Consider the following 26,874-nt stretch of genomic DNA (forward strand, 5'->3'; position numbering starts at 1 on the left):
ATATTTAAACGTTTGTTCTTTTTGTTAAATTACTTATGGCCTGACTTTGACGTAGTCCTGAACCGGGGAAAATTGTTAATTGACTTCAGATTTATTCCATGTTAAAAAATTCGTTTAATGGAAGGATATAAAAAAATAATTTTGATAGCAGCTATTCTCACTGCTTTAGTAGGTGCGGGAATCTATTATTTTTTTGTTTATGAAAAACCTAAAGAAATTTCTTTACCACCTGAGGTTTTAGAAAAACCAGAGAAAGTTGCAGAGAAACCTCCTCCAGAGAAACCTCCTCCACAGGCTCCTCCAGAGAAACCACTGGTAAAAGAAAAGAAAAAAGCCCCTGAAACAGTATTAGAGCTGGAGAAGAGTGATAACGCAGTGAGAAGACTGGTCAAGGAACTTTCTTCCCACCCCCAATGGGCTATTTGGTTGAGTAACAAAAATTTGATTCGCAGGATTACTGCTGTAGTAGATAATATTGCCCAAGGGGTGAGTCCCCGCCCTCATATTCCCTTTTTAGCCCCTCAGGGGAGATTCCAGGTAATTAAAAGAAATGGATTAGTTTATCTAGATCCAGTTAGTTATAACCGATATAATTTAATAGCAGATGTTTTTGCCTCCTTGGATGTGGAAGGTTGTGTAAAGGTTTATCAACAATTAAGACCTCTTTTTCAAGAGGCGTACCAGGAACTAGGATATCCTAATCAAGAATTTCAAGATACACTCTTTAAGGCCATTATTGAACTCCTTAAAACCCCTATAGTCAAAGGTGAGATTTTATTAAAGAAAAAGGTGATTACATACCAAATGGTTGACTCTTACTTAGAGCAACTTAGTCCTGCTCAAAAACACCTCATCCGTATGGGCCCAGAAAATACCTTTAAGATCCAGAAAAAATTGCGAGAAATTGCTTTAGCTTTGGGAATTCCAGAAAATCAACTTCCCAAATCCGTAATTTACTATCCAGAGAATGAATAATAGAAGTATGAAATGCCAATAAAATAAGATTTGGACATTTCCCAAAATTTAGGCGTTAATCTTTAAAAGCATCCCTGTCTGCCTGCCGGCAGGCAGGGATAAATTAAGGATTTTTGGATTTAAATAAAAGGTTCCCCTGGTTTAGCTATCACATTCACTGCCCCTAATTCAAAGGCTTTAAGTGCCATACTGCTTCCTTCTGAAAAAATTTGACCCTAGTGCTAACTTTTTGGGCTATTTTATTGGCATAATAATTGCTATTATAAATTTGATGAGATGAAAGTTTGTAAAGATTGTCTTCACTTTGGAAATGAATTTAAAGGGTTTTGTAGATTGACTAATACTTGTGTGGGAAGTTTGTATAGCTGTGATAGTTGGAAACCAAGTCTTGAGACCATAAAACACATTAGGCCTGTGTTTTTGTTTAACTCAGTCACTCTAGATTTAGACAAGGTTATAAAGGCCATTTATGACTTTTCAAATCATAGTGTCCTAGTAATAGGTGATATTATGCTTGATGAATATATATTTGGAAGTGTTGACAGGATATCACCTGAGGCACCAATTCCAGTTTTGGATGTGAAAAGAAAAACTCATACCTTGGGTGGGGCAGCAAATGTAGTAAACAATTTAGTAGCTTTGGGGGCTAAGGTTTATATAGCAGGGGTAATGGGAAATGATGCTACAGGTGAATGTTTGAAATCAGAATTTAAAAAATTAGATATAGCTACTAATGGGATATTTTGTGACCCCAATCGACCCACTACTAAAAAGACCCGAATTATTGCCCTAGGCCATCAGATGATAAGGATGGACTATGAAAGTAGGAATGAAATTGACAGGAATCTTGAAGACAAGATTATCAATTATTTTAAAGATGTATTCCCTGTTTGTGATATAGTGTTAATTTCAGATTATGCAAAAGGTGTGGTTACAAACAGGATTTTGAATGAAGTGATAACTACTTGTAAAAATTATAAGCCTGTATTGATAGACCCCAAGGGAAAGGATTTCAAAAAATATAAAGGAGCTACAGGAATTACTCCTAATAGCAAAGAGGCTAGCATTGCATCAAATTGTGAAGACGTTGATCTAGCAGGGAAAAAACTATTAGATGAATTAAAATTAAGTGCCGTTTTTATAACAAAAGGGAAAAAGGGTATATCTTTATTTGAAAAGGAGAAACTTCCTGTGAACATACCTGCAATGGCCAGGGAAGTATATGATGTTTCAGGTGCAGGAGATACTGTCTTGTCCACATTAGGGCTAGGCATAGTATCAGGCCTTACCTACCCTGAAAGCGTGGTATTGGCAAATATTGCAGCAGGCATGGTAGTAGGAAAATTTGGAACCTCTACTATTTCTCAAGCAGAACTGTTAGATAACATAGTAGGGATTGTTCCGCCTTCTAAAATAAAAAAGAGAAGGGAACTAAAGCAAGTTATAGATTATCTAAAAACTCAAGGGAAAAAGATTGTATTTACAAATGGATGTTTTGATTTATTACACATAGGACATATTCATTTTCTTAAAGAATCTAAAAAATTGGGGGATATATTGATTGTAGCATTAGATAGTGATGAATCTGTTAGAAATATTAAGGGAAATGGACGTCCAGTGATAAATCAAATAGAGCGTGCACAGATATTGTCTGCGTTAGACTGTGTAGATTATGTGACTATATTTTCCTCAAAAGAACTAAATTTTCTTTTAAAGGAATTAAGACCTGATATATTAACTAAAGGAAGTAATTACAGGAAAGAACAAATAATTGAAAGTGAGATAATAGAAAGTTTTGGGGGTAAGCTAGTTTTGATACCTATAACTAAAGGTGTGTCTAGCTCAAAAATCATTCACAATATTATAAATAATTATTCAGCTTATTCCAATACTGGTCTTCATTGTTAGGTTTGGCAAAAAGATTGAAAATTTTTGCTAAATGGAGTTGATTTATGAGAATTTTAGTAACTGGTGGTGGAGGTTTTATTGGCTCTCATTTATGTGAAAGACTTCTAAAAATGGGTCATGAGGTTATTTGTGTAGATAATTTTTTTACTGGTAGTAAAAAAAATATCATTCATTTACTTGACAATCCCTATTTTGAGGTTATTCGTCATGATATTACCTTTCCTCTCTATGTAGAAATAGACCAAATATTTCACCTTGCCTGTCCAGCTTCGCCCATTTATTATCAAAAAGACCCTGTTCAAACCTTAAAAACAGCAGTGCATGGTTCTATAAATATATTAGGTTTGGCAAAAAGATTGCGAATAAAAGTTCTATTAGCATCTACTAGCGAGATATACGGAAATCCTCAGATTCATCCTCAAAAGGAAAACTATTGGGGCCATGTAAATCCTATTGGGCCTAGGTCTTGCTATGATGAAGGTAAAAGGTGTTCAGAAACACTTTTTATGGATTACCATCGTCAGTATAATCTTAAGGTAAAAATTGTAAGAATATTTAACACCTACGGCCCTAGGATGCAAATTAACGATGGGCGGGTAATTTCTAATTTTATCGTTCAAGCTTTAAAAAACAGAGATATTACCGTTTATGGCGATGGTTCTCAAACGCGTTCTTTTTGTTATATAGATGACCTTATAGAAGGACTTCTTAAAATGATGAATACTGAAGATGGCTTTACAGGACCTGTAAATTTGGGAAATCCAAAAGAGATAACAATTTTAGAACTAGCTAAAAAGATTATTCAACTAACAAGCTCTAAATCTAATATTGTTTTTAACTCTCTTCCTCAAGATGACCCCAAAAGGAGATGTCCTGATATAACTTTAGCTAGAAACCTTCTTTTTTGGGAGCCAAGAATTTCTTTAGACGAAGGTTTAGCCAAAACCATAGCTTATTTCAAAACTCTTTTAAAGGAAGAAGAAAAAGATTACCAAATTCCTCTGTTTTTCACCTCACGGCAGAGGGATGCTTCACGCTCTTATATAAAATAAATATAAGGAAAAAATTTCCTTAAAGAAAAAAATTCCTACCAATTTAAAAAATCCATTTTTCTAATTCATAAAAAAGAAGAAATAAATTCTAATGGCACAAATCTTGTATTAAGCACTTGTTCAGGTATTTAAAACTTTTGCTGATAAGAAGGTAAGGGATATGAATTTTTTATCGCGGATTAAGCAGCTAGGAGGATTAAGACGTTTTCTAATTATTGACAAAACATGTTCTGTAAGAGGCTTTACATTGTGGTTCACTGGTTTGCCAGGAGCCGGAAAAAGCACTCTGTCTTCAGCGGTTCATCAGGCGTTACTTAATCGCAGTATAACTAATGTTGAGTTGCTTGACAGTGAGGTTATGCGGAGATCTCTATCGCCAGAATTGGGGTTTACGAAGGAAGACAGGGAGTTAAATATTTGGCGAATTGGTTGGATAGCTAAATTACTCAATAAACACGGTATTCACGTTGCAGTAGCAGCCATTTCTCCTTACCGCGCTACCCGGACCCAGATACGTAAGATGCTAGGGGAGACATTCATTGAAGTGTTTATCAGTTGTCCAATAGAGGAATGCGAGCGCCGCGATCCTAAAGGACTGTATAAGAAGGCACGTAAAGGTTTAATTAGTCAATTCACCGGCATTGACGATCCCTATGAATTACCTGAACATCCTGAAATAATTATAGAAACTAATCGAGTGAGCGTACAGGAAGGAGTTAGGCAGGTTCTCACTTACTTAGAGCGCCGTCAATTTATTCCAAGTTCCGTTGTGGGAGAGCGGGCTACCCCTGAAAGTGAGGTCGTTGTGGCTCGCTAGTAACCTTATGTGGAGGAAACAAATGGGAATTTTGTCATTACCAATAGAACAATTAAGTAAATCCGGAGATGTTGAAAAACAAAAGGAAAAATTTCAGGAATGGAATCCCAGTAAGCGGTGGAATCCATTCAACAGTTATAAGTTGCTTTCGCATGTCCATAGATGGAAACAAATCAAAAGGGGGAAACCTATACCACCACCGGTTCTTATTACTATCGACCCCACAAATGTTTGTAATTTCAATTGTGTGTGGTGCAATGCGGAGTTTATAAGAAAAAAACGGAAAGGTTCGTTATCTGAGAAAATGTTATTAAATCTTGCAGATTTTCTTCCTCGTTGGGGAGAAGGCAACCCTAATTGGAAGCCTGGTGTTGAGGCCATTTGTATAGCAGGAGGAGGAGAGCCTCTTTTGAATCCTGCCACTGCTGTTTTTATTGATAAAGTAACTAGCAATGGGATAGAGGTTGGTGTGGTTACCAATGGCAGTCATATAGCCGATTATATCGATTCTTTATCGCAATGCACATGGGTTGGTGTATCTATTGATGCAGCTACGCCAAAGACATTTAATAAATTAAAGAGATTACCTCCTGAAAAGAATATCTTTGACCGTATTATTGAGAATATTGCCATTCTGGTGGATTATGCCAAAAGGCATAACAATAGGTTAGGTTCAAAACACCCTTCCTATGGTGTAAGTTACAAGTATCTCTTATACAACAGGGATAATATCAGTGAAATGTACAAAGCAGCAAAGCTGGCCAAAGAGATAGGATGTAAGAATATTCACTTTCGCCCTGCCGGAACATCGTGGGACAAACTAGGAACAGAGAATGAAATAAGTTTTTCCAAAGAAGATATTTCCTTATTCAAAGAACAGATTACAAAGGCTTTAGAGTTAGATGATGAGACCTTTGGTGTCTATGGCATCACTCATAAGTTTACCTCACAATTTGAGAGAGCAAACTACTTTGATAAATGTTATGCAATTTTTATGACTTCTGTCATCATGCCTCCAGTTGGTAAAGATGCTCCCAAAGACTCTTTTGTTCTTGGGCTATGTTGTGACAGGCGTGGGGATAAAAAATTAGAATTAGCAAAGAATATTGTAGATGTTGAAAAGATTCAAAAATTATGGGGGAGCAAAGCTCATTGGAATATACATGATAAGATCAGAGTAGACAAAGAATGCCCAAGATGTACTTATCAACCTCATAATGAAATATATGAAAATGTCATACTAAATGACAGCATGACATACAAATTTATCTAGCCACAGATGAATATTTCAGTAATAGGATTAGGTAAATTAGGGCTTTGTACAGCTGCCTGTTTTGCAGCAAGAGGTCATAGGGTAATAGGTTTGGATAAAAACAAATATATTGTGGACAAGTTGCAGGCAAAACAGTGCCCCATAGATGAAAATGATCTTAAACAACTGTTGGACAAAGCTTGGCAAAACCTAACCACAACCACTGATACAGAAAATGCTATTTTTAATTCAGAAATAACACTTATCATAGTCCCTACTCCTAGCGGGCCGGATGGGAGATTCAGCAATAAATATATTGAAGATGTGTTGTATGCTATAGCACCGGTACTTAAGAAGAAAAATGAGTTCCATGTGGTAGATGTGGTCTCTACTGTCATGCCAGGGTCTTGTGATAAATGCTTTAAGCCATTATTGGAAAACATATCTGGAAAGGTTTGTGGGAGAGATTTTGGTTTGGTTTATAATCCCGAGTTTGTCGCTTTAGGCTCGGTAATAAAGGATTTTTTAGATCCTGATATGGTACTTATCGGCACCTCCGATGAACACTCCAGCGCTTTGGTAAGAGACCTTTATGTTACAACATGCAATAACAGTCCACATATTGTTATCATGTCCCTTATAAATGCAGAAATTACAAAGCTTAGTCTCAATTGTTTTGTGACCATGAAGATCAGTTTTGCCAATGAGTTAGCCTCTATTTGTGAAAAGGTTCCAGGTGCTGATATAGATGTTATCACTGATACACTCGGTTTAGATACTCGTATCGGCAAAAAATATTTGAGAGGGGGTTTAGGTTTTGGAGGCCCATGTTTCCCTCGTGACAACATGGCGTTTCAGGCCTTTGCCAAAGAGGCAGGTTCAGAGGCAAGATTGGGTGCGCAGGTAGTAGCCATCAATAACTCTGTTGTTGAGAGATTATTTAATATTATTGTTAAAAAAACAAACAAAAATCAACGAATAGCTCTTTTGGGATTATCTTACAAACCTGGAACACATATCGTAGAAGAGTCCCAATCTATAAGACTTGCTAAAAGATTGGTAAACGCCGGTTATTTGGTGGCTGTGCATGATCCCGAGGCTTTAAGCAATGCAAGGGATGTGCTTGGCGAAGTTGTTACTTACCATGATGATCCATATTTATGTGTTCAGGGTGCCGGGGCTATTGTTCTCTTGACTAACTGGATGATTTATAAACACCTTGATTGGCGACGTATTGGAAATTTAACAAGAGATGGAGCTCTTTTATTAGATAGTTGGAGAGTTCTTAAAGGAGTTAAGTTGGGGAATTTTAGATACATAGGCTTAGGTGTTGGCCTAGATAGGATAACAGAAGGAAATCCTTATGAGCAATAACATTTCTCAAGCTTTCACTGATGTGGATATAGAGGAAGTGCAAAGCTATTGGGACTCTCGGCCCTGCAATATCCGGCATTCTCCCAAAGAAATTGGTACTAAAGAGTATTTTGATGAAGTAGAAGCCAGAAAATATTTTGTTGAACCTCATATTCCTGCATTTGCTGAATTTGAGAAGTGGAAAGGTAAAAAGGTGCTAGAAATCGGATGTGGTATTGGCACAGATACAATCAATTTTGCACGAGCAGGAGCCCAGGTGACGGCAGTGGACTTATCAGAAAAATCTCTTGAAATTGCACAAAAACGAGCAAGACTCTTCGGTTATGATATTAAGTTTTACCAGGCTAATGCTGAAGAACTTTCACGATGGTTACCTTTGGAAGAATATGATCTCATTTATTCTTTTGGTGTTATTCATCACACTCCACATCCTGAACAGGCCATTTCTGAAATCCGCAAATATATGGGGCTAAACAGTGTGTTTAAAATGATGGTTTATCATCGGTATTCATGGAAAGTATTGTGGATTCTACTGGTCTATGGCAAGGGCCAATTTTGGAAGCTGGATGAATTGATAGCACGTTATTCTGAGGCTCAAACAGGATGCCCGGTAACTTATACATACACGAAAGAATCAGTTAAGGAACTTTTAAAACATTTTAAGATTATAAAAGTACAGGTGGAGCATATATTTCCATATCGCATATCAGATTACATAAATTATAACTATGTGAAAGCCTGGTATTTTAGATGGATGCCAAAAAGGATGTTTCGCTGGATGGAAAAGAACTGGGGTTGGCACTTATGTGTGACGGCAAAATTGAAGAAATAAGGTTTGTTCGCTAGTTTTTAAGCTTAAAAGGGTGAGGCGGTCATGTGCTCTAATTCAAAGGTAAAGTGCTATTTCGTGACAGGAACAGGACGGTGTGGTACCAAGCTGTTTTCTAAATTGTTTTCATTGAGTGATAATTCTCTATGTGAGCACGAAAAATACTTCCGTCACGCAAGTATGATAAAATTTTACCGAAATAATGATTTTAGTTCCTTTTTAGAGGATATTAACTTACATATTATACCAACAGTAAATTATTTTAACAAGCTGAATAAAAGTTATGGAATTTCATCAGGTCACATGTTTTTCTCTATACCCTATCTTTATCACATTTTCGGAGAAAATGTGCGCTTCATACTGCTGGTGAGACGTCCCGAGGAATTTGTAAGAAGCGCACTTGCCAGGGGGTTCTTCGACCCAAATCACCCACATTCATGCATCCAACTTCTTCCCAATCCACGGAACCCCATATTTAAAAAATGGGGAGCTATATCCCCATTTGAGAAATGTCTATGGTACTGGAACCTTGTGAATCAATTTGTAATAAGTGAATTCCATAAAATGCCAAAAAATATCTATAGGATTGTCAAAATAGAGGATGTTGATACTGATTTAGTAAAACAGCTTTGTAATTTCTTGGAATTATTCGATGTTAAAGAAGAAGAAATTCAAAAAGTTCTTGCTCAAAGAATTAACGCTTCTCCTGGATTAGGAGATGAAAGTGATGTTAACCCATATTCTTTACCGATATCTTTGGAACCAATAGAGAGATGGAACAATTTTCAATTGGGCTTACTTGAACAATATACTGGTCAACTTCGCTCTAAACTGTATGGTTCGGAGACTATTTCCCAAAAACCAGAGATAGAACAAAGGTCGGAAAAGACTCGACTTGAAATTTATAGTTTGACTCCAATTGAGAAATCGCAAAGCAATCCAGAACCACAAACACAAACCTTGCCAATAGCAATATTTGATGTTCACGGAGTTTGCAACCAAACCTGTCCGTATTGCGTTGCCAAGCGCTCAAAAGATTTCGGGCCAATAGTTAAACCAGAACCGATGAAGAAAATCAGAAGTTTTTTTAAAGAGCATGGTCCGTTTAATATCGTATTTACCGGTGGCGAGCCATTGATCACACCAGGGATTTGGGATTTTTTTAAGTTTCTAGTTAACGAGGGACATCTTATCTCACTCCAGACAAATCTTAAAGTTGGTGCAGATTTATTCTCCCAAGCAGTATCGCCTGAACAGACAGGTTGGATACTAACCACATTTCATTCAGTAGAGCTAAAGAGATTTGAGTGTTATCTCCGAAATATAAGAATGCTTAAAAAGAAAGGTTATCCATTGGTTGTAAAACTGATCCTTGACGATTCAATGCTCAAAGAATTCGTATCAATTTATGACACATTGAAGAAAAATGGCATTGGAGTTATTTTATCTCCACTTATTAATTTTCCACCTAATAGTGAACCTTTTCCTAAACAGTACACTCCTGAACAATGGTCTCTAATTGCCCCCCGTATTACGTTACGTAGTTCCTGGCTTTATTTTGCAGGAGGATGGAGAAGCCGTGGAGCCTTATGTTATGCTGGAAGTAAGGTATTTTACTTTCGCCCTTGGGCTCCTAGAGGACGAATTGATGGCTGTGCACATAGTTTTCCAAGAAACATAGGGAGTTTGTATACTAATAAATTTTCACCTTTAAAGGAACCAGTTCGTTGTGGACTCGATTTGTGTATTTGTGATTTTAACTATTATACTGGTATAATCCCAAAACTTGATGATAGTAAGCATTTCAAAACTCTTCTCTCAGGCAAAGTTCAACCTGTTCCATTTTCTGCTTATTTCGAATATATCAAACAAGCAGACATTTATCCACTTATTGATCTTCAACCTATTATTAGTAAAATAAACTTGGTTAAGGATATCCGAAATTGGGCTGGTTCAGTAAAATCTGTAGTGGCAAAACGAGGATCTAACCAGTTCGTCCACTCAAGCACGATGAGTGAATCGTTCGGCGAAGGGAGATCTAGGCTACTGGGAAACAGCCAGACCCCTTCTTATATATCTATTGAAAAACCATCAACCGAATGGAAGATGGATATAGCAAAAACTTTAAATCAACAAGGAGAAGAGCTATTCATCAAAGGCGATACTAAGGGTGCATTAAATGCTTTTCTAAAAGCCATTGAGATAGACCCAAATCTTGCCGTTGCGTACAACAACCTTGGTGTGTTGTACTGGCAGGCAAGGGAAGTTAAAAATGCCTTAGGACATTTTAAAAAGGCTCTAAAACTTGACCCATACGATCGGAATATAATCCTGAATTGTGGCAAGGTATTGACAGATTTAGGAAAAATTGAAGATGCAAAGGAAGTTTATTCATACTATTTAAAGAAAAACCCAAATGATGAAGAAATATCTCGGTTATTGGCAGATATTGAAGTACATCACTCTACATCTGAAGCGACCTTAATAAAACCTGAACAAATAGGTCCTATCAATATTCCCATTGTATCTGTTCAAGATTTACATAAAAAATTGGGATTTGAAACGCCAATTAATTATCCCAAAACCTCACTTGAAAAACCATTAAACCAATGGAAGATGGAGATTGATGATGCTCCGATATTTCGATACATATATCGAAATTTTCGTCCCCGCAGACATCTAGAATTTGGCACCTGGCAAGGCACAGGGGTAGTCTATTGTCTTGAAGAATGCGATGCTACCGTTTGGACTATTAATTTACCATTCGGTGAGAATAAAAAAAATGGTTACCCTGCTTACGCCCATTATCCAGAGGAATTGCCGTCTGTTCGCGAGTGGGCAAAAAAGATAGGGCTACCCGAAAAAGCTACTTATAGAACCGACTCCATTGGATTTATTGGGAGGCGTTATCTGGAGAAAGAATTGGGGCATAGAGTATGCCAAATTTACTGTGACAGTAGAAAATGGGATATTTCAAATTATCCCCCTGGATTTTTTGATACCATACTAATAGATGGGGGACATACAAAAGATATAGTAATCAATGATACCCGAAAGGCGTTTCGATTATTGAGGCAAGGGGGCATCGTTATGTGGCATGATTTTTGTCCCCCAGTTTTTAAGCAATTTGAGTGCACCCACGGAGTAATGGAAGCAATTTCTCAGGATTGGGATTGGGTCAATTCACGTACAAATCAGCTTTTCTGGATTTATCCAAGCTGGATTCTTCTTGGTGTGAAGAAATGAGTGCCACTATTAACCAGCAACCTGAATTAAGCATTGTTGTCACAGCACGCAATGATAATCACGGCGGAAACCTTCTGCACCGTATGCAGATTTTCGTGAACGGCATTTTAGTACAATCAGAAAGGCATGGGCTTAGAACAGAACTGATTTTAGTGGAGTGGAATCCGCCATCTGATAAGCCAAGGTTGGCTGAAGCGTTATCATGGCCAGAGAGACATGATTTTTGCACGGTGCGCATCATTGAAGTTCCTCCAGAAATCCATCAGCAATATAAACATTCTGATAACTTGCCACTTTACCAGATGATTGCGAAAAATGTTGGAATTAGACGTGCAAGGGGTGAGTTTATACTTGCTACCAATATTGATATATTATTCTCACATGAACTTATGAGATTTTTGGCCTCAGGAGCTTTAGAAAAGGGATATGTGTATAGAGTTGATAGGTATGATGTACCTGAGGATGTGCCTTTAAATACTTCGATTGACAAGCAACTTGAATACTGCCGTAAAAATGTCATTCGTATAAACAGCTTAGATGGAACACGGAATCTATTAACTGGGGATTATTTACCAAGTCGCCTTCCACCTTTCATGTCCTTTGCTGGATTGCATTTTAATAGTTGTGGAGACTTCACGCTTATGCATAAAGAGCACTGGTTTGCTCTCCGTGGCTATCCAGAATTTGACATGTATTCCTTCCACCTTGATACCTTGTTTCTACTTTTAGCTCATTATGGCGGAGTAAGGCAAAAAATACTTTCTGACCCCATGCGAATTTATCATATTGAACATGCATCTGGATTTAAGCCAGAGGGGGAAAGAAGATTAAGCATGAAACTTAAGTCCCAAGGTCTTCCTTTTATAACCCTGTCTGAAATTGAAAAGTGGGCAATGAGAATGCACAAAGACAAGCGTCCTATAATCTTTAATCAAAGAAATTGGGGTCTTTCGAATGAAATTCTTAAAGAAAATATTATATGTTTAGCAGATGTTTTTAAAGAAAGAAAAGCAGACATCAAAAGTAAAAGTGCATTTTCAAAAAAGAAGAATATACTGATATTTTCTGAGGAATTACCCTTATATGATTTACATTCACAAGGTAAAAGATTATATCAAATAGCAAGAAATTTAAGTAAAAATCATAGGGTTACATTCTTTGTCTGCAAAACTACCCTCAAAGAAAGGTATGTTGAGAGTTTAAAAAAGATAGGTATAAATGTATTTTATAACATTAAAAAAGTAACTAAATCATCTCTATTCTCCTATTTAATAACTGCCACAGATATAAAAACGCTTCTTATATTCAATTTTTTTGATACAGTAATATTTAGTTCAGTAAAAATTGCAAGTCTTTATTTGCCAACAATCCGTAAATTATCACCAAAAACTGCAATAATCATTGACACTTATACTGATTTGATGTTTGAAGAGCAAAAAGAAAAACAACTTTCAATCTATGAAAGTGCAGATGCGGTTATTGCACCATCAGAGGCCAAAGCTCAGCAGATTCTGAAGGAATCACCCAAACTTGATGTAAGAATCTTATCCTCCCACTCCACTATGTTAGAGAGAAAAATCCTTGAAGCTATAAATACACGCCTAAAGAAAAGAAGACCTAAGAGATTTATGATTCATTCAAATTCTGTGATGAAATCATCTTCATCAAAAAAACTCACTGTGATTTTCATTGTTAAAGGTAACCAAGAGAAGATAGGACCCTCTATGCAGAGTCTAATCCTTAATTCTGATAAGGAAATGACAGAAATAATAATAGCAATAGATGGTAAAAATGCGGGAAATTTTTGTGAGGAGGCAGAAAGAAATTTTGTAAAATACTTTAAATATGAAGATGAAAAAGAGGTTAATGCCTTCTGCATTAGCATCCTAAATGATTGCTCAAGCCCCTATTTTGGGCTAATGAAGAGTGATATAATTGTTCCACCTCACTGGGATAGGAGACTTATTGCCCACTTTAAAGAGGATTCGCGGATCGAGGCAATTTCTCCTATAACTTCACACTTTCTATATTCTTCAATGTATGACTTTGAAAAGGAGGCATGGGATATTTATAAAAAATATAAAGGTATACACCTGCCTTCTGATTCCATTTGTACCTCATGTATAGTGGTCAATAAATGTGCTATCAAAAAGAAAGGAAATTATGACTTTGCCAATTTCATTTCAAGTGCCCTAAAAAAAGATTACAAGATTGCAGTAGCTAAGGATACCTTAGTATTGGAATTAAAACTCAACTTAATAATTCGAAATAATAGAATTAATTTCAAAAAAACTGAATCTAAGCTTGTGAGTGTAATTATTCCTACATACAATGAGAAAGATTTACTGCTTAAATCCTTGTATTCTTTTTTCCATCAAAACTTAGAGCCGGACCAACTTGAAATCATAGCTGTAGATAGGGGTTCTGAAGATGGAACCATTGAAGCTCTTACCCAACTAAAACCTGCATGCACATTTAAATATTATCTTCAACCACATAAAGGAAAGGCAGCAGCAGCAAATTTTGGAATAACAGAGGCAAGTGGAAAGTTTATCTTACTTTCATCTCCCAACATAGTTGCAAAGGATGACTTAATAAGCCAATACCTGAAGAGTTATGAGCATCGCACATATAAAAACATTGCTATTGTTGGAAATATTCTGCCAGAAAAAGATGAATATTCTACCAAGAGTTTAGTAGAAATGGGAGAGGCGTTCAATCTGTTTTTGGAACGAAAGACATTTGAGGATGTGGGCTTGTTTGATGAAACTCTTAAGCACCAATGGATAAACATTGAATTTGTTTCCCGGTTAATAGCAAAAGGCTACCAAATAAGAAATGATAACCGTATCGTTGCTTATGTTTGTAATACTGAAAAAAGCAGCATAGATGTTTCCCAACCTCTGCTAAAGGCAGGTAAAGAGTTTGCAGGTCTTATGTATGCCCATCCAAATATTAGGTCATGCCCTTTTAATACAACAAAGGAAAGGATTATTGAATATTTTATTGATAAGGAAGAAAAGCTCATTAAGCTTGCAAAAAATATTGTGGGAAAACTTCAAAAAATTCCCAAGAACGAACAGCGTAATTATAAATTTGGTAATCTCCCACTCTCGGTAGTGTGTAATAAGATTCTATCAGATTATTATTACTACAAGGGGATTTACAAAGAAATATGCAGAATCGAGGGTGAAGATTGGTTAAAGACATTTATTGATAGGAAGAAAATAGATGTTCAGAAACTTAAAGATGGGATTCTTGCAGTGCAATACTTAATGACGAGCTATTTGCATAAAGGCAGAGGTGACTTTAATAAGGCAATTATAATGGCACAAAAAGCTAATAAATTGGCTGATACATTTCTTCCATTATATTGCCTTGGCACCTATTACTTGAACATGGGTGAGTATAGAAACGCTGAAAATGCTTTTGAAAAAGCCATCAAAAACGCTGATAAAGCCAGTCCTCTCATGGAAATACGTAGGGAAGACATTGTCTCCAGCTATCTTTATTTAGCATTGAGTTGTATGTATCAGGCCAATTATGCCAAGGCCATAGATAGACTAAAAAGATTGGTGTATGAAAGGATACCAATTTCCCTTCCGGAGAAGGCAATCATCTATGATTTTTTGAGTAAATGCTATAGAAAGATGGGTAAGGAGAAAGAGGCTTATATTTTTGAAAAGTATGCCAGAGAATTCAAAAGGGAGACTGATGTAGCAGTTCTGGAGCCGAATATTCAACAATGCCCTTCTCAGCAGACTTTGCGATGATATGCCTTCCAATATCAAAAATTGCTTCTAACGAACGCTTCAAATAGCAGGAGTATCCTCGCGAAGAAAATCTGCCTCGTGGGAAATATTTATCCAAAATCCGCGATTGATTTTTGGAGGAAATTCCAACCTATGGTGTTGGTTGTTTCAGCTTTTAGGTTAACTTCACTAACCTTTTATAGCTTAGCAGATTGCTCCGTTAAGCCATCAAGACCAAGCCCTTCAGGGTGGCTTTCGCCAGTCTTGATGGCACTTCGCAATCTGCTTTTTAAAGTAGAGTTAGTTGAAAGGGGAAAAAGTTTTTTCTTTAATTATTAAGCTTAAAAATATTAAAGAGGAAGGCGAAAAAAGAAGTTTTTCTTTAAGGGACTATTTTCTGTCAAGCAGGAGCACAGCGAGTACTCCTTGACAGGCACGGTCTTAAGTAAAATATTTGTATGGTTACCAACCTTTAAAAATGGTTTTTTACTGTGCATAAGGTCAGTTACTATTAACTCTGTGACTAGACACGAAGATTGTGGTATGAATTTTCTATTTGTTGCCACATAGGGAGGTCTATGCCCTCCAGGAAGGCTCTAAAGTACTCCAGTAAGGTGGATACCAGGGAAAGATCTGCCTTGGGTAAAATCTTCTGAATGTGTGTTGTTACGCTTTGTCCATCATTGTCCAAAAATCTGTGGAAGGAGGAGGATTCTGACCTATCATCCAGCAATATGTCGTATGTATCATTAAAAACAGCTTCTGATAGGGTAGTTGATACCTCTTTTATCATACCAGAGATGCCTATCAAAATAGCCAATTGCGTTTCCCAAAAATCCGGATTTTCTTGATTGTGGATCTCACCGAATAATTTTATATCCAGTAGAGAGGTTCTTAATCCTCCTATTAAGTCAAGGTATAATAAGTCATAGCCTCCATTTTTAAAATCATCCCATATCATCTGTAATGAATCAGACAGACTGATATGGATTTTCCTTGCGAGGCCATATTGATTGTTGAATAAACCTATGTTGATATAAGCATCCTTCCTCATCTTCCATTTGCTATCAAACACAGCCCAATTCTTGCCACTGAAATAGTGATATGCCAGAGCTTGAGGTTCATAAATAAGCTCGTATCCAATAATTTTTATCCTCATAGAGGCATCTAGGTCTGAATGGTCATATCGTTTGTCATCATTATAGCCCCCAATCTCCAATAAAGACTTTTTACGAAAGACCGCAGCAGCACTAGGTAAGGCCTTGACGGTTCTTTTTTTAGTCCCTCCATCAGGGTTTCTATGAGCTAAAAGCCACCTCCCAATCACGCCATTTCGGTTGGATTCTATTATTCTTCCACCCACTCCCCCAACATGATTTCCAGAGAAATTCTCCATAATATATTCAAGCCAATGAGGGTCTAAGGTTACATCACTATCCACACCTGCTAGAAAATCTCCATTACTGTGGGAAATGGCAGTATTTCTGGTTACCGAAATGCCTTTGTTTTCCTGATGCTGGATAATTTTTACATTGTATTGTCTGGCTATTTCCACAGTATTATCTGATGAACCATCATCAACCAAAAGTATTTCCCATAGAGGATAGGTTTGGCTAAAGACACTTTCAAGACATTTTCTTAGTGTCTTTTCTGCATTGTAGGTGGGAATATAAAGAGTCACCTTTTCGACCATAAGTTAGCCTCTCGGAATTTCTGTCCCCCTACAGCGGAAGACCATTGCGCAGTCTCCTGCCGTGCCTTTATCAGATATTGAAACACAAATAAGTCCTTTATTTCCTCAGATGACAAGTCTTTAAGGGAAATTCTGCCAAAGGATATTTCTGCTTGGGTAGAATTGCAAACAGTATAGTATTTGGGGTCAACATTACCTGCTATTGTTGTTATTTCAAAACCGGCATTCTTAAAAAGGGCCAGTATTTCTTTTTTGGTAAAGAATCTCAAATGAGTTCTATCTAGGATACCGTAATCTCCATATGTCCAATATCCATCTACTAGCATATTTATGACCTGATAATATCTGACATTCGGGATACTCGCTACAACCACACCTGAATCTTTAAGGTGTTTTTTGAGTTTTTTTACTACAGAAAGGGGGTCTTTTAAATGCTCTAATATATCGGCAAAGACTATGCAATCAAAATATTTTTCCTCAAAGGGAAGGTCTATTTCTTCTATGTTACCACATATAACGATTGAGAGGTTTTCTCTGGCCTTCTCACATACCGCCTGTTCAATTTCTACACCAACCACCTCTTTTACTCCCTTTTCTAAAAGCCTCTTTCCCAGGATGCCTTCTCCACAACCCACATCCAGAATCCTCCTCGCTTCTTTAGGAATAAGAGCCTCTACATCTTTTCGTTCCTGGCGGTAGTAGTCTATGTCAAGAGGCTCTCTTATGGCATCACTTGTTATTTTGTCTTTCGAATTACCTAATATCCTTATTTCCTCCTTGGCGTTATTCCTATCCTTTATAATATTTATCATTTCCTGTACCCTGTGTGCATAGGTATGCCTGTCCAATACCTTTGTCATGCCCTGTTTTGCTATTTTTTCCCTCTCATCATCATTTCTGAGGTAGTAATCAGCAAGTTCAAAGAGTTCTTTTTCATCCCTATATATCACCAGGTGCTTTCTATCTTGAAACATCTCTGTCAGTCCGCTTCCTTTCGCCTCATCGGTAAGGAGCATACTGCCGGATGCCATGGCCTCAAACACTCTCATGTTTAAGTCATTCTTTATGGATTTATTAAATACTATTTTTGATTGGGAAAAGACTTCTGCCATCCTTTCAAGAAAACATCTTTCATAATAGAGATTGAATCTCCGTTTAAGTTTATCAAGAAGCTCCACCCTCTTTGGGTCTGTCAGGCTTCCCACAAAGCCTATGTCATAAAGTTTATTGTTGGTCTTCTTTCCATGTATCTCAGGGTCACAAGCAAGGGGTATCCAAAACACATTCTTTATACCTCTTTCTTTAAATCTTTTAACATCTGCCTTTTGAGCAATAAACACCACATCAAAATTCTTTGCAATTTCAATATGTTTTTCGAGTTTAAGATGGGTATCTATCAAATAACAAGACTTAATACATTTAATGGCATCCAAGTTTATCAGAGGATAAGAAATACCCGTATCAATATATAAAAAGACATCTGGTTTCCATCCCAAAGGTAACTGCTTAAATACCTTTTTTAAATCTCCATCTATAAAGGGTATTTGATGCCCCTTTACTTTATCTTCAATGGCAAGCAGATTCCATCTAATTAATGTCTCTTTACTTATAGAAGGGCCGTAAGTAATGACATCACAAATTTTTCTCATTGCCTTTTCTATATAGGCAGCCGTTGTCTGGGGATTAGAAGTGTAACTGAGTAAAACCTTTAACCCTTTGTCATTTTCAGCCTTTAACCTTTTTCCATTATTTACTGAGTCTTCAATGACCTCATTCCATTTTTCAAGGAATTCCTTTATCCCAAATTTTTCCACTACAGTATTTCTTGCTTCTTTACCTATTTGCTTAGCAAGCCCTTTATCCATCAGAAGCATTCTGATTCTTTCTCTCAGATACTCAATATTATCTGAGATATATCCATTTACCCCATCAATAATGGGAGATGTCCTATTTGCTATAGAGACTATAGGCATTCCAGTAGCCATGGCCTCAAGGGTAGCCAGGTTATATCCATCCTCATAATCTTCTACTGTAGTATTTAAATAAAGTCTATGTCTACTATAATTCTTTTTTAAGTCCTCAAAACTTCTGCTAAAACGAGCATTAGGGAGAGTGGGATTTAGCCCTAAGATGGTAGAAGGAATCCCTTTTAATATCTCTTCTTGAAGACTAAAGCCCATCATTATATCTCTTTCTTTTAAGAAATTTCCTACCCTTAACACCTTTGGCCAGTGTCCCTGGTAGTTTTCAAATTCGTTGGGGTCAATACCAGGGGTTATCACATGACCTTCAAGTCCCCAATCCATTTTCTTTGTTTGAGAGATAAACAAAAGTTTAATGGGTTCACTTTGCTCAATAAGTAGTTTTAGCTGTTTTAGGTAATTTTCTTTAGATATAGTGTTTCCTCCTAAGGCAATTTCAGTAGAAAGCTTGTTGTGAAAGATGAGTATTTTGGGAATTTCAATGTCTTTTACCAATAATAGGTCGTCAATATTTTGACAAATGATTATGTCGTAGAAATGACAATAGCACTTCCTTAAAGCATGTTCTTCAGAGATTAATATTATGTTTTCCGGGACAGGCCGTTGTTCAACTAACCACTCCTTTCGTCCTCCTTTCAGCCGTAAGACCACTTCAAAAAGATGGCCTGTTTTGGCTAAAAGGCAAATATAAGGTTCATGCCAATTAAAAGTAAGTATATTTAATGGCATACCTTAAAAAGTGCAAGATAGATGCCAAAAATAGGAACAAATCTTGCAGAAAAAGAGATTGTGTCCCAGAGTCTTAAAAGAGTATTGGATTATAAAAAATTTTCTTCAGAAAAACCACGTATTTTAATTATTGATACCCCATACTTTTTGGTCAAGGAGGTAATTTCTACCTGCTATAAGCTTAATTGGCCAATTTATAGGTTAAGGCTTTCTGATTTAGAAAAAGGAAGCAATGAGTTTATAAAAAGGCTTATTTGGGCCTTGATAAATTTTAAACCTGATTTTTTGCTCACTATAAATCATTTTGGATTTGATGAGGAAGGAAAATTAACTGAGCTTTTGACAGAGTTTAAAATCCCTTTTGCCTCTTGGTTTGTAGACAATCCTTTTTTTATTTTGAAAAATTACCAAAAACAGATTTCTTGTTATCTCTTTATCTTTCTTTGGGATAGAAGCTATAGGAAAATTTTGCAAAAAAATGGCTTTGAAAATATAGCCATACTTCCTTTGGCTACAGATATAAGCCGATTTTACCCGGAAAAATCTTCCTTAAATCCCTTAGCTTCAGAAAATTGCCAGTTATCATTTGTAGGAAATTCCATGATATATGGAATAAAAAAGGAAAGGGCCTTTCTGGCCTCAGAGCATAAAGCCATAAAGCAAGCTGAAAATTTGGGTAAAAAGATAGGGATAAAGAAGGCAAAAATGGGGGAAAGAGAATCAATCAATTTTGAAAATAGTTTTTCACTCAATGAAGATCAAAAAATCCACTTTTGGGCACTGACTACATGGAAGGCATCTCAGATTTACAGGATAGAATCTCTGAAGGCCATTTCTAAACTGGGGCTTAGGGTCTATGGAGACCCTGGTTGGAAGAATTTTAAAATTTTTTCATATTATAGACCACTTAATTATTATACTGAACTTCCTTATTTTTTTAATGTAAGTGAAATAAATATCAATATCACTAGTATCCAAATGCCAGAGGCCATAAACCAGAGGGTATTTGATGTATCTGCCTGTGGTTCATTTATTATTACTGATTATCAAAAACAATTAGAAGAGCTTTTTTGTTTAAAAGAGGAAATAGTGTGTTTTAGAAACAAAGATGAGCTTTTTGAATTATGTAAATTCTATTTGAAGCATCCCGAAAAAAGACAGAAAAAAGCCATAAAGGCCAGGGAAAGGGTGATTAAAGAACACACCTATGAGTTGAGACTTAAAAATATGGTAAAAGAGATGAAAAGGGTATTTGGATGAAACAAGAAATATTAGTAATTCAACTTGCCAGATTGGGAGATTTGGTACAAAGCATCCCTTTAATAATGGACCTAAAAGACAAAAATACCCATATAACCATACTTTGCCAAAGTAAACTAGCTTTTCTAGCAAGGAAAATTAAAGGAATAGATGAAGTAATTTCCCTTCCTTGGGACGATGTTCAGAGAAATTTTGACTATACACAATTCTATGAGTTATTTAAGAAAAAATACTCCATAGTGTTTAATCTCAACCACTCTCTAATAACTGCCTTGATAGCAAAAGGATTGTGTAATGGGGAAGTAGTGGGAAACTTTTTTGAATCAGGTATGGTAAAAAGGAATTTGTGGTTGGATTTCATCCGTTGCCTTTGTTTAAATAGGAAATTTAGTCCTTTTAACTTAGTAGATATATTTCGCTATTTAGTTTCCAAAAAGCAGAAATTGATTTATCCTATGATTGATATTGATTCTTCTCCTTGTAATAAACAATCTCCTTTTATAGTGTTTTTATTAGGGGCAGGGGCGGAAAAAAGAAGGTGGCCTATAACTAATTTTATTCAACTTTCAGAAATTTTAAAAAAAGATTTTAAGATAGTCCTAGTTGGAAGTAAAGGAGAAAAATTGCTTTCTAAAGTATTTAGCCATCGCTCTAAAGCTGATTTTATGGATTTAGTTGGGAAATTAGACCTACTTGAGCTCTGTAAGGTGTTAAAAAGTGCCAGCCTGGTTATTGGCTCTGACACCGGTCCATTACATCTTGCTGCTGTCTTAGGAGTTAGGACTTTAGGGCTGTTTTTTGGTCCTGCCTGGGTGCATGAGACCGGCCCTTATGGTAATGGTCATTTTGTGTTTCAAGCAGAGATGCCTTGCAGCCCTTGTTTAGACAAAAGTCCTTGTAGGCATTATTCTTGCAGAAAGTCAATAACACCTGAATTAGTGGCAAGCAAGGTTTATGAAATTATAGATAAAAAACAAATGACCATAAAGATGCCTGATTTTTTAAATCTTTATGTATCTCACTATGATGGCAAGACCACCCATTATTTGAGTCAAAAGGCTGATAATGAACAGGCTATTAGAATGCTTTATAGAGATGTAATAAATGCACTATTTGGTATTCTAAATTCTAAAAAAATAAAAATATCAAAATGGTTATTAAAAGAGATAGAAAATCAATTCTACTTAGTTACCCATGACTTTCTTTTACCCTCTAATTCTATGTTTATCCCTCTTTTTCACTTTCTAAATCAGTTTGAGAGGGAAGAGAGAAAAATGCTTTTAAATAAAATCTTTAATCATCTTTGGGAGAAATTATCAAATGAGCCGAGGGCTTTTTCACAAAAATCTTTCTCTTTTTAAAAAAAGAGAAAAAAGACTTTTTGAATTAGTTGTTTCTACCCATTTACCTTCTAATTTTCACATATTTAATACCAAATCAGGTGAACCTACACTTAAAGTAGGAGAAATTTCCTTTCACAGTCTTAAATCACCATCTAAAACCGAAAAGGAAAACATAAAAGAGTGGGCAAAAAAAATCAACATTTCTCCTAATCAAGACATTTTTGTATTTGGCCTGGGATTGTTTTATCATATAGAACAAATAGCCTCTTTTTTTCCTGAAAACAAAATAGTAGTCTATGAACCTGACCCTAGGTTTTTAAGGGCCATATTAGAATATCGCGATTTAAGTGATATTACTGATAAAATAGAGATTAAGATAGGAAGTCTAATTCCTTTAGATTTAGATTTTCATTATTTCCATCCTCCTTCACTGAGATTTCACTCAAAATTTATGTCCGTTATAAGAAAAAACAAAAAGATAAAAAAAGGTGTTCTTCCTCCGCTAAGGCTCAAGATATTAGTTGTAGGGCCTATCTATGGTGGCAGTTTCCCTATTGCATCTTATGTAGCAAATGCCTTTAAAAAAATGAATTATCAGACTGAATATGTGGACTGCTCTATTTTTAAGCCTCTATATGAGAAAATCCAAGAAAATGTGTTAAAAGAGGAAAATAAGTTGGAGCTTTTGAAATACTTGAATTATTTACTCTCTCAATATTGTTTGGCTAAGGCAGCTGACTTTTCCCCACATTTGCTTATGGCTGTGGCTCAAGCCCCTCTTTTAAATCAGACTATAGAAGAAATGAAAAAAAATGGCATTGTAACCTGTTTTTGGTTTGTAGAAAATTATAAAATACTCACATATTGGAAGAATACAGCCCCATATTATGATTTCTATTTTACAATCCAAAGAGACAAATTTTTTGAAGAATTGGAGAATATTGGTGTTAAAAACTACCACTATTTGCCAGTGGCAGCAGACCCTGATATTCACAGACCACTTGAGCTTTCTATAGAAGAAAAAAAGAGGTATGGTTCTCAAATATCATTTTTGGGGGCAGGCTATTATAACCGGAGAAAACTCTTTAGTAGATTTTTAGGAATGGATTTTAAGATATGGGGAACTGAATGGGAAAATAGTGGGCCATTGATTAAACACCTTCAAGAAGGAGGGCGCAGGCTTCCTCCAGAAGAATGTGTAAAGGTTTATAATGCTTCTAAGATTAACTTAAATCTTCATTCTTCTTTTACGGCAAAGGGGATAGAAAAAGATGGTGATTTTTTAAATCCCAGGACTTTTGAACTGGCCTCTTGTCAGGCATTTCAATTGGTAGATTCAAGGAGGTATCTTTCAGAACACTTTGCTATTGGTGATGAGATTATCTGTTTTTCTGAGGATGAACAGTTAGTATCGTTGGTAGACTATTATTTAAAAAATCCGCAGGAAATAAAAAGGATTTCAGAAAATGCCTATAAAAGAGTTCAAAAAGAACATACATATGTGCATCGCATGGAAGGGCTCATTGAAACCATTTGGAAAAAACCTCCTTTAAGATGGATAAAAGAGACAGAGGATGAAAAAATTTCTAGAGAAAAATTAATAGCTGTAGCCTCAAAAGATAAAGATTTAATGCATTTTATATCAAGTTTTCCTTTAGATGCTGATTTATCTTTAGATGAAATTGTCTCTCAAATAGATATAGGAAAATATGAGTTAAAGGAATATGAAATCATTTTTCTCTTAATGAAGGAGTTTAAAAAGGAATTTTCAAAAGCACTATGAAGATACTGGTCATAAACCTTATGAGATTTGGAGATATTATTCAATCAGAGCCTCTTTTAAGAGGACTTAAAAAAAGATACCCTGGGGCCAAAATACATCTACTAGTATACAGCAGCTTTGCGTCTGCCACTGCTCTCATTCCTCATGTTGATAGAGTTCATATTATAAATCTAGTCAGAATGTCCGGACTGGTAAATCTTGGAAAAAGGGTCTTACCCTTTGTTTTCGCATACCTTATAAATTTATTTCATAAACTAAGAGATGAACGGTTTGATTTAATAGTAAATATAACTCCCTCTAATATCGGCGGCTTAACTGCCACTCTTTGTCATGGAAAGGAGATTTATGGAGGTTATATCAATCAAAAAGGGCTCCGGGTGATTAATAATCCCTGGGCACGGTATTTTTACATAGTAAGTGAGGTCAGGAATTGTAATAACATCAATCTGGTAGATTTATTTATGAAGGAAGGAAGATTAAATGATTCTTTCAAATCACTAAAGCTAAAAGTAGATGAATCTCACAAGAAGGAGATTCAAAAGCTGTTAGATGAGAAGGCACATTATCGAGTGGCCTTGCATCTGGGTGCTTCCAGAGAAAATAGGTCTTGGCCTCCTGAGAATTTTGCCGAGGTTGCTAGGATACTTAAAAAGGAATTGGACATCCAATTCATATTACTGGGAACACCTCAGGAAAAGGTGCTGGCAGAGAGGTTTCTAAAATATTTTTCCTTAGACTGCCTCAATCTTGTGGGAAAGACGGATTTGAAAGTCCTAGCTGCAATCTTATCACAAGTTAACCTCTTAGTTTGTAATGATACTGGTCCTATGCATGTTGCTTGTGGAGTAGGCACAAAGGTAATATCAACCTTTTTAGCCACTGCCAATCCCTATGAAACGGGGCCTTATGGAGAAGGTCACTTGGTCATTGAGCCTGAAATACCATGCCATCCTTGTGATTATGAGGTAGAATGCAAACATTACTATTGTCACCGGGTGATAACACCTGATGTAGTAGCAAAATTGGCAAAGCATATTCTTATAGGTGAACCACTTTCTACTGATTTTAAAGGTATTAGGGTTTTTTATTCTCGATTTTCAAATGATGGTATGCTTGAGCTCTTTCCCATAAAACCACTTGATTGGACTATAGAGAGATTTGTTATGTTGCTTTGGAGGGCATTTTTCCCTGCTTATCTTGAAGGAAAGAGTATAGATATAGAAGATATGCTGGATAAAATTGAGCAATATTTTGGGAAGGAGGTAATAAGAAAAAAATATTTAGAAATCAAAAGACAAATTGACATATTAGATGAACTAAATTTTTTTGCCAAAAATGGCGAATATTATAGTAAAAAGATAATAGAACATCTAGAAATGGGAAATTTTTTGTTTGTCTCAAACTGGTTAAATCTGTTAAAGGAGACAGATGATTATATTAGGGCCTGGGGCCATCGGAACCCTGCTTGGAAGGGACTTACTGAGTTTTTCTTTCTGGAAAGACTTTCTGTAGAAGAAGGTGATATAAAAGAGATGGCTGAAAAAAACAAACAATGCTATCTCAGGCTTATGGAACAAACTAGGGGATTTATGGAGTTGATAAAAAATTGTTTAAAGGAGGTATATCATGATTGCTACAGTGAATGGAAGGGAAATGTCTGTTTCTCCTGCCTTGGAAAATCTTGAAGAATTGCTTCTCTATATGATGGAGACCCAAAAAGATGAAGAGATTGTGGAAGTAAGAGTAAATGGAGAGAGATTTTCAGAGGCATATGAACATCAGGCACGTTCTGTAATGCTTAAGGAGATAAGTTCTATAGAAATCATTACTGAAAAGAGAGGGGTTTTGGCTGCTGAATTTTTAAAGGATATTTCATCATATATAGAAATGTTAAAAAAGGGATTTTTTGAGTCAGCCATACTTCTTAGGGACTTTGAAAAGGAACATCAAGGCTATAAGCTTTTAGCCCAAAGTCTTGATATGCTTAAGGCATTTTTAGAGCACCTAAATAATGTATTGCCATACTTAAAAGGTGGGGAAAAAATAAAAATGGAAAAAAATTATAAAAAATTTTTAAAAACATTTGCTCCACTTACTGAAGAAATTATACTTTCTCAGGAAGTAGCGGATTCCATGCTTTTGGCTGATTTAATAGAATATGAATTTATTCCTCTTTTAGATAAATGGAAAGAAGCGATATAGAAACACTTTTAGAACTAAGCTCTAAACAATTACAAGCCGCAGAGGAAGAGGATTGGGTAAGGTTTGAGTTGTTTTTAACTGAAAAAGAAAAGATTTATAGTTGTTTGTCAAAAAACCCCTTTTTTTTGAGGGAAAAAGATAAAAAAATATTAGAGGTTTTGAAAATAAAGGAAAAGATGATTAAAGATATCTTAAGAAACAAAAGAAAAGAAATTATTGATAACCTCAATTATGTAAAAGGCATCAGGAGGGCAATTAAAGGATACAAGCCCTCCTGTCTTAAAATAAAACTGCCCCGATTTTTAAGCAGAAGGGCTTAATTTTGGCTTTCTTATAGCTACCCATGCCTCTTTAAGCCTTTTAAGCATTTTTATCAATCTCTCCAATTTTTTTTCATTGTTTTGAAAGCTACATTCAAGCAGATACCTATTCATAAAAAGATAAAGTCTCCTTAAATTTTGGGCGATTTCTCCCCCTGCTTTCATATTAAGGGTATCATTTAGGGTCAATATGATATCCTGAGCTTTAGATACATATAGGTTCTTTGCAGGAATGTCCTTATTTTTTATACAATCTTGTGCCTTTTTTATAAATTCTATTGCCCCTTCATAAAGCAGAATCACAATCTGTAATCTATCTGCAGTTTCTATTTGAACATTTCTATAAACTTTAAGCAT

General features: G+C 35.9%; 18 protein-coding genes. 15 read left to right on the forward strand and 3 right to left on the reverse strand.

Annotated features, from left to right (window positions below; genetic code table 11):
- Nucleotides 1-117: 117 nt before the first annotated feature.
- From HS1_RS03515 to HS1_RS03555, 9 genes are all read left to right on the forward strand, one after another.
- Nucleotides 118-975, forward strand: coding sequence for a DUF3014 domain-containing protein (locus tag HS1_RS03515; RefSeq protein WP_066060975.1), 858 nt, complete (start codon nt 118-120; stop codon nt 973-975).
- A 276-nt stretch (nt 976-1,251) separates the two neighbouring features.
- Complete coding sequence (gene rfaE1, locus HS1_RS03520; RefSeq protein ID WP_066060980.1) at nt 1,252-2,883, forward strand: D-glycero-beta-D-manno-heptose-7-phosphate kinase; 1,632 nt, start codon at nt 1,252-1,254, stop codon at nt 2,881-2,883.
- A gap of 44 nt (nt 2,884-2,927) precedes the next feature.
- On the forward strand, nt 2,928-3,935 hold the full coding sequence (locus tag HS1_RS03525; protein ID WP_082757583.1) for a UDP-glucuronic acid decarboxylase family protein: 1,008 nt from the start codon (nt 2,928-2,930) through the stop codon (nt 3,933-3,935).
- Between the two features lie 160 nt (nt 3,936-4,095).
- Nucleotides 4,096-4,752 (forward strand): adenylyl-sulfate kinase, encoded by a 657-nt coding sequence (gene cysC, locus HS1_RS03530; RefSeq protein WP_082757584.1) that lies wholly within the window; start codon nt 4,096-4,098, stop codon nt 4,750-4,752.
- 22 nt (nt 4,753-4,774) lie between these two features.
- The gene (locus HS1_RS03535) at nt 4,775-6,025 is read left to right on the forward strand and encodes a radical SAM protein (protein WP_066060982.1); all 1,251 of its coding nucleotides are present in this window, start codon (nt 4,775-4,777) and stop codon (nt 6,023-6,025) included.
- A gap of 6 nt (nt 6,026-6,031) precedes the next feature.
- Nucleotides 6,032-7,378, forward strand: coding sequence for a UDP-glucose dehydrogenase family protein (locus HS1_RS03540; protein WP_066060986.1), 1,347 nt, complete (start codon nt 6,032-6,034; stop codon nt 7,376-7,378).
- Entirely contained in the window at nt 7,368-8,210 is an 843-nt protein-coding gene (locus tag HS1_RS03545) for a class I SAM-dependent methyltransferase (protein ID WP_066060989.1), read from the forward strand. Before HS1_RS03540 ends, HS1_RS03545 begins: the two co-directional genes overlap by 11 nt.
- Nucleotides 8,211-8,771: 561 nt before the next feature.
- Entirely contained in the window at nt 8,772-11,453 is a 2,682-nt protein-coding gene (locus tag HS1_RS03550; protein WP_172793635.1) for a tetratricopeptide repeat protein, read from the forward strand.
- Nucleotides 11,450-15,226, forward strand: coding sequence for a glycosyltransferase (locus HS1_RS03555; RefSeq protein WP_066060996.1), 3,777 nt, complete (start codon nt 11,450-11,452; stop codon nt 15,224-15,226). Before HS1_RS03550 ends, HS1_RS03555 begins: the two co-directional genes overlap by 4 nt.
- A gap of 502 nt (nt 15,227-15,728) precedes the next feature.
- On the opposite strand, the gene HS1_RS03560 is transcribed toward HS1_RS03555, so the two are convergent.
- Both HS1_RS03560 and HS1_RS03565 read right to left on the reverse strand, forming a co-directional pair.
- Nucleotides 15,729-16,898 (reverse strand): glycosyltransferase family 2 protein, encoded by a 1,170-nt coding sequence (locus HS1_RS03560; protein WP_066060999.1) that lies wholly within the window; start codon nt 16,896-16,898, stop codon nt 15,729-15,731.
- Nucleotides 16,883-19,609 (reverse strand): glycosyltransferase family protein, encoded by a 2,727-nt coding sequence (locus HS1_RS03565; protein WP_066061002.1) that lies wholly within the window; start codon nt 19,607-19,609, stop codon nt 16,883-16,885. Before HS1_RS03565 ends, HS1_RS03560 begins: the two co-directional genes overlap by 16 nt.
- Before the next feature lie 21 nt (nt 19,610-19,630).
- On the opposite strand from HS1_RS03565, the gene HS1_RS03570 reads away from it, so the two are divergent.
- Genes HS1_RS03570 through fliT form a run of 6 tightly spaced genes read left to right on the forward strand, consistent with a single transcriptional unit; the run spans nt 19,631 to nt 26,517 of the window.
- Nucleotides 19,631-20,869, forward strand: a complete 1,239-nt coding sequence (locus HS1_RS03570) for a CgeB family protein (RefSeq protein ID WP_066061005.1) — start codon at nt 19,631-19,633, stop codon at nt 20,867-20,869.
- Entirely contained in the window at nt 20,866-22,230 is a 1,365-nt protein-coding gene (locus HS1_RS03575) for a glycosyltransferase family 9 protein (RefSeq protein ID WP_066061008.1), read from the forward strand. The genes HS1_RS03570 and HS1_RS03575 overlap by 4 nt, the downstream gene beginning before the upstream one ends.
- A complete protein-coding gene (locus HS1_RS03580) occupies nt 22,190-23,995 on the forward strand; it encodes a CgeB family protein (RefSeq protein WP_066061011.1) in 1,806 nt (601 codons plus the stop codon). The genes HS1_RS03575 and HS1_RS03580 overlap by 41 nt, the downstream gene beginning before the upstream one ends.
- Complete coding sequence (locus HS1_RS03585) at nt 23,992-25,680, forward strand: glycosyltransferase family 9 protein (protein ID WP_066061014.1); 1,689 nt, start codon at nt 23,992-23,994, stop codon at nt 25,678-25,680. Before HS1_RS03580 ends, HS1_RS03585 begins: the two co-directional genes overlap by 4 nt.
- On the forward strand, nt 25,622-26,197 hold the full coding sequence (locus HS1_RS03590) for a DUF8043 domain-containing protein (RefSeq protein WP_066061017.1): 576 nt from the start codon (nt 25,622-25,624) through the stop codon (nt 26,195-26,197). Before HS1_RS03585 ends, HS1_RS03590 begins: the two co-directional genes overlap by 59 nt.
- On the forward strand, nt 26,179-26,517 hold the full coding sequence (gene fliT, locus HS1_RS03595; protein WP_066061020.1) for a flagellar protein FliT: 339 nt from the start codon (nt 26,179-26,181) through the stop codon (nt 26,515-26,517). Before HS1_RS03590 ends, fliT begins: the two co-directional genes overlap by 19 nt.
- Here the strand turns inward: fliT and fliS are convergent.
- The gene (fliS, locus tag HS1_RS03600) at nt 26,500-26,874 is read right to left on the reverse strand and encodes a flagellar export chaperone FliS (protein WP_066061023.1); all 375 of its coding nucleotides are present in this window, start codon (nt 26,872-26,874) and stop codon (nt 26,500-26,502) included. The genes fliT and fliS overlap by 18 nt on opposite strands.

Origin of the sequence: Candidatus Desulfofervidus auxilii, assembly GCF_001577525.1 — a bacterium.
GTDB classification, from domain to species: Bacteria; Desulfobacterota; Desulfofervidia; order Desulfofervidales; family Desulfofervidaceae; genus Desulfofervidus; species Desulfofervidus auxilii.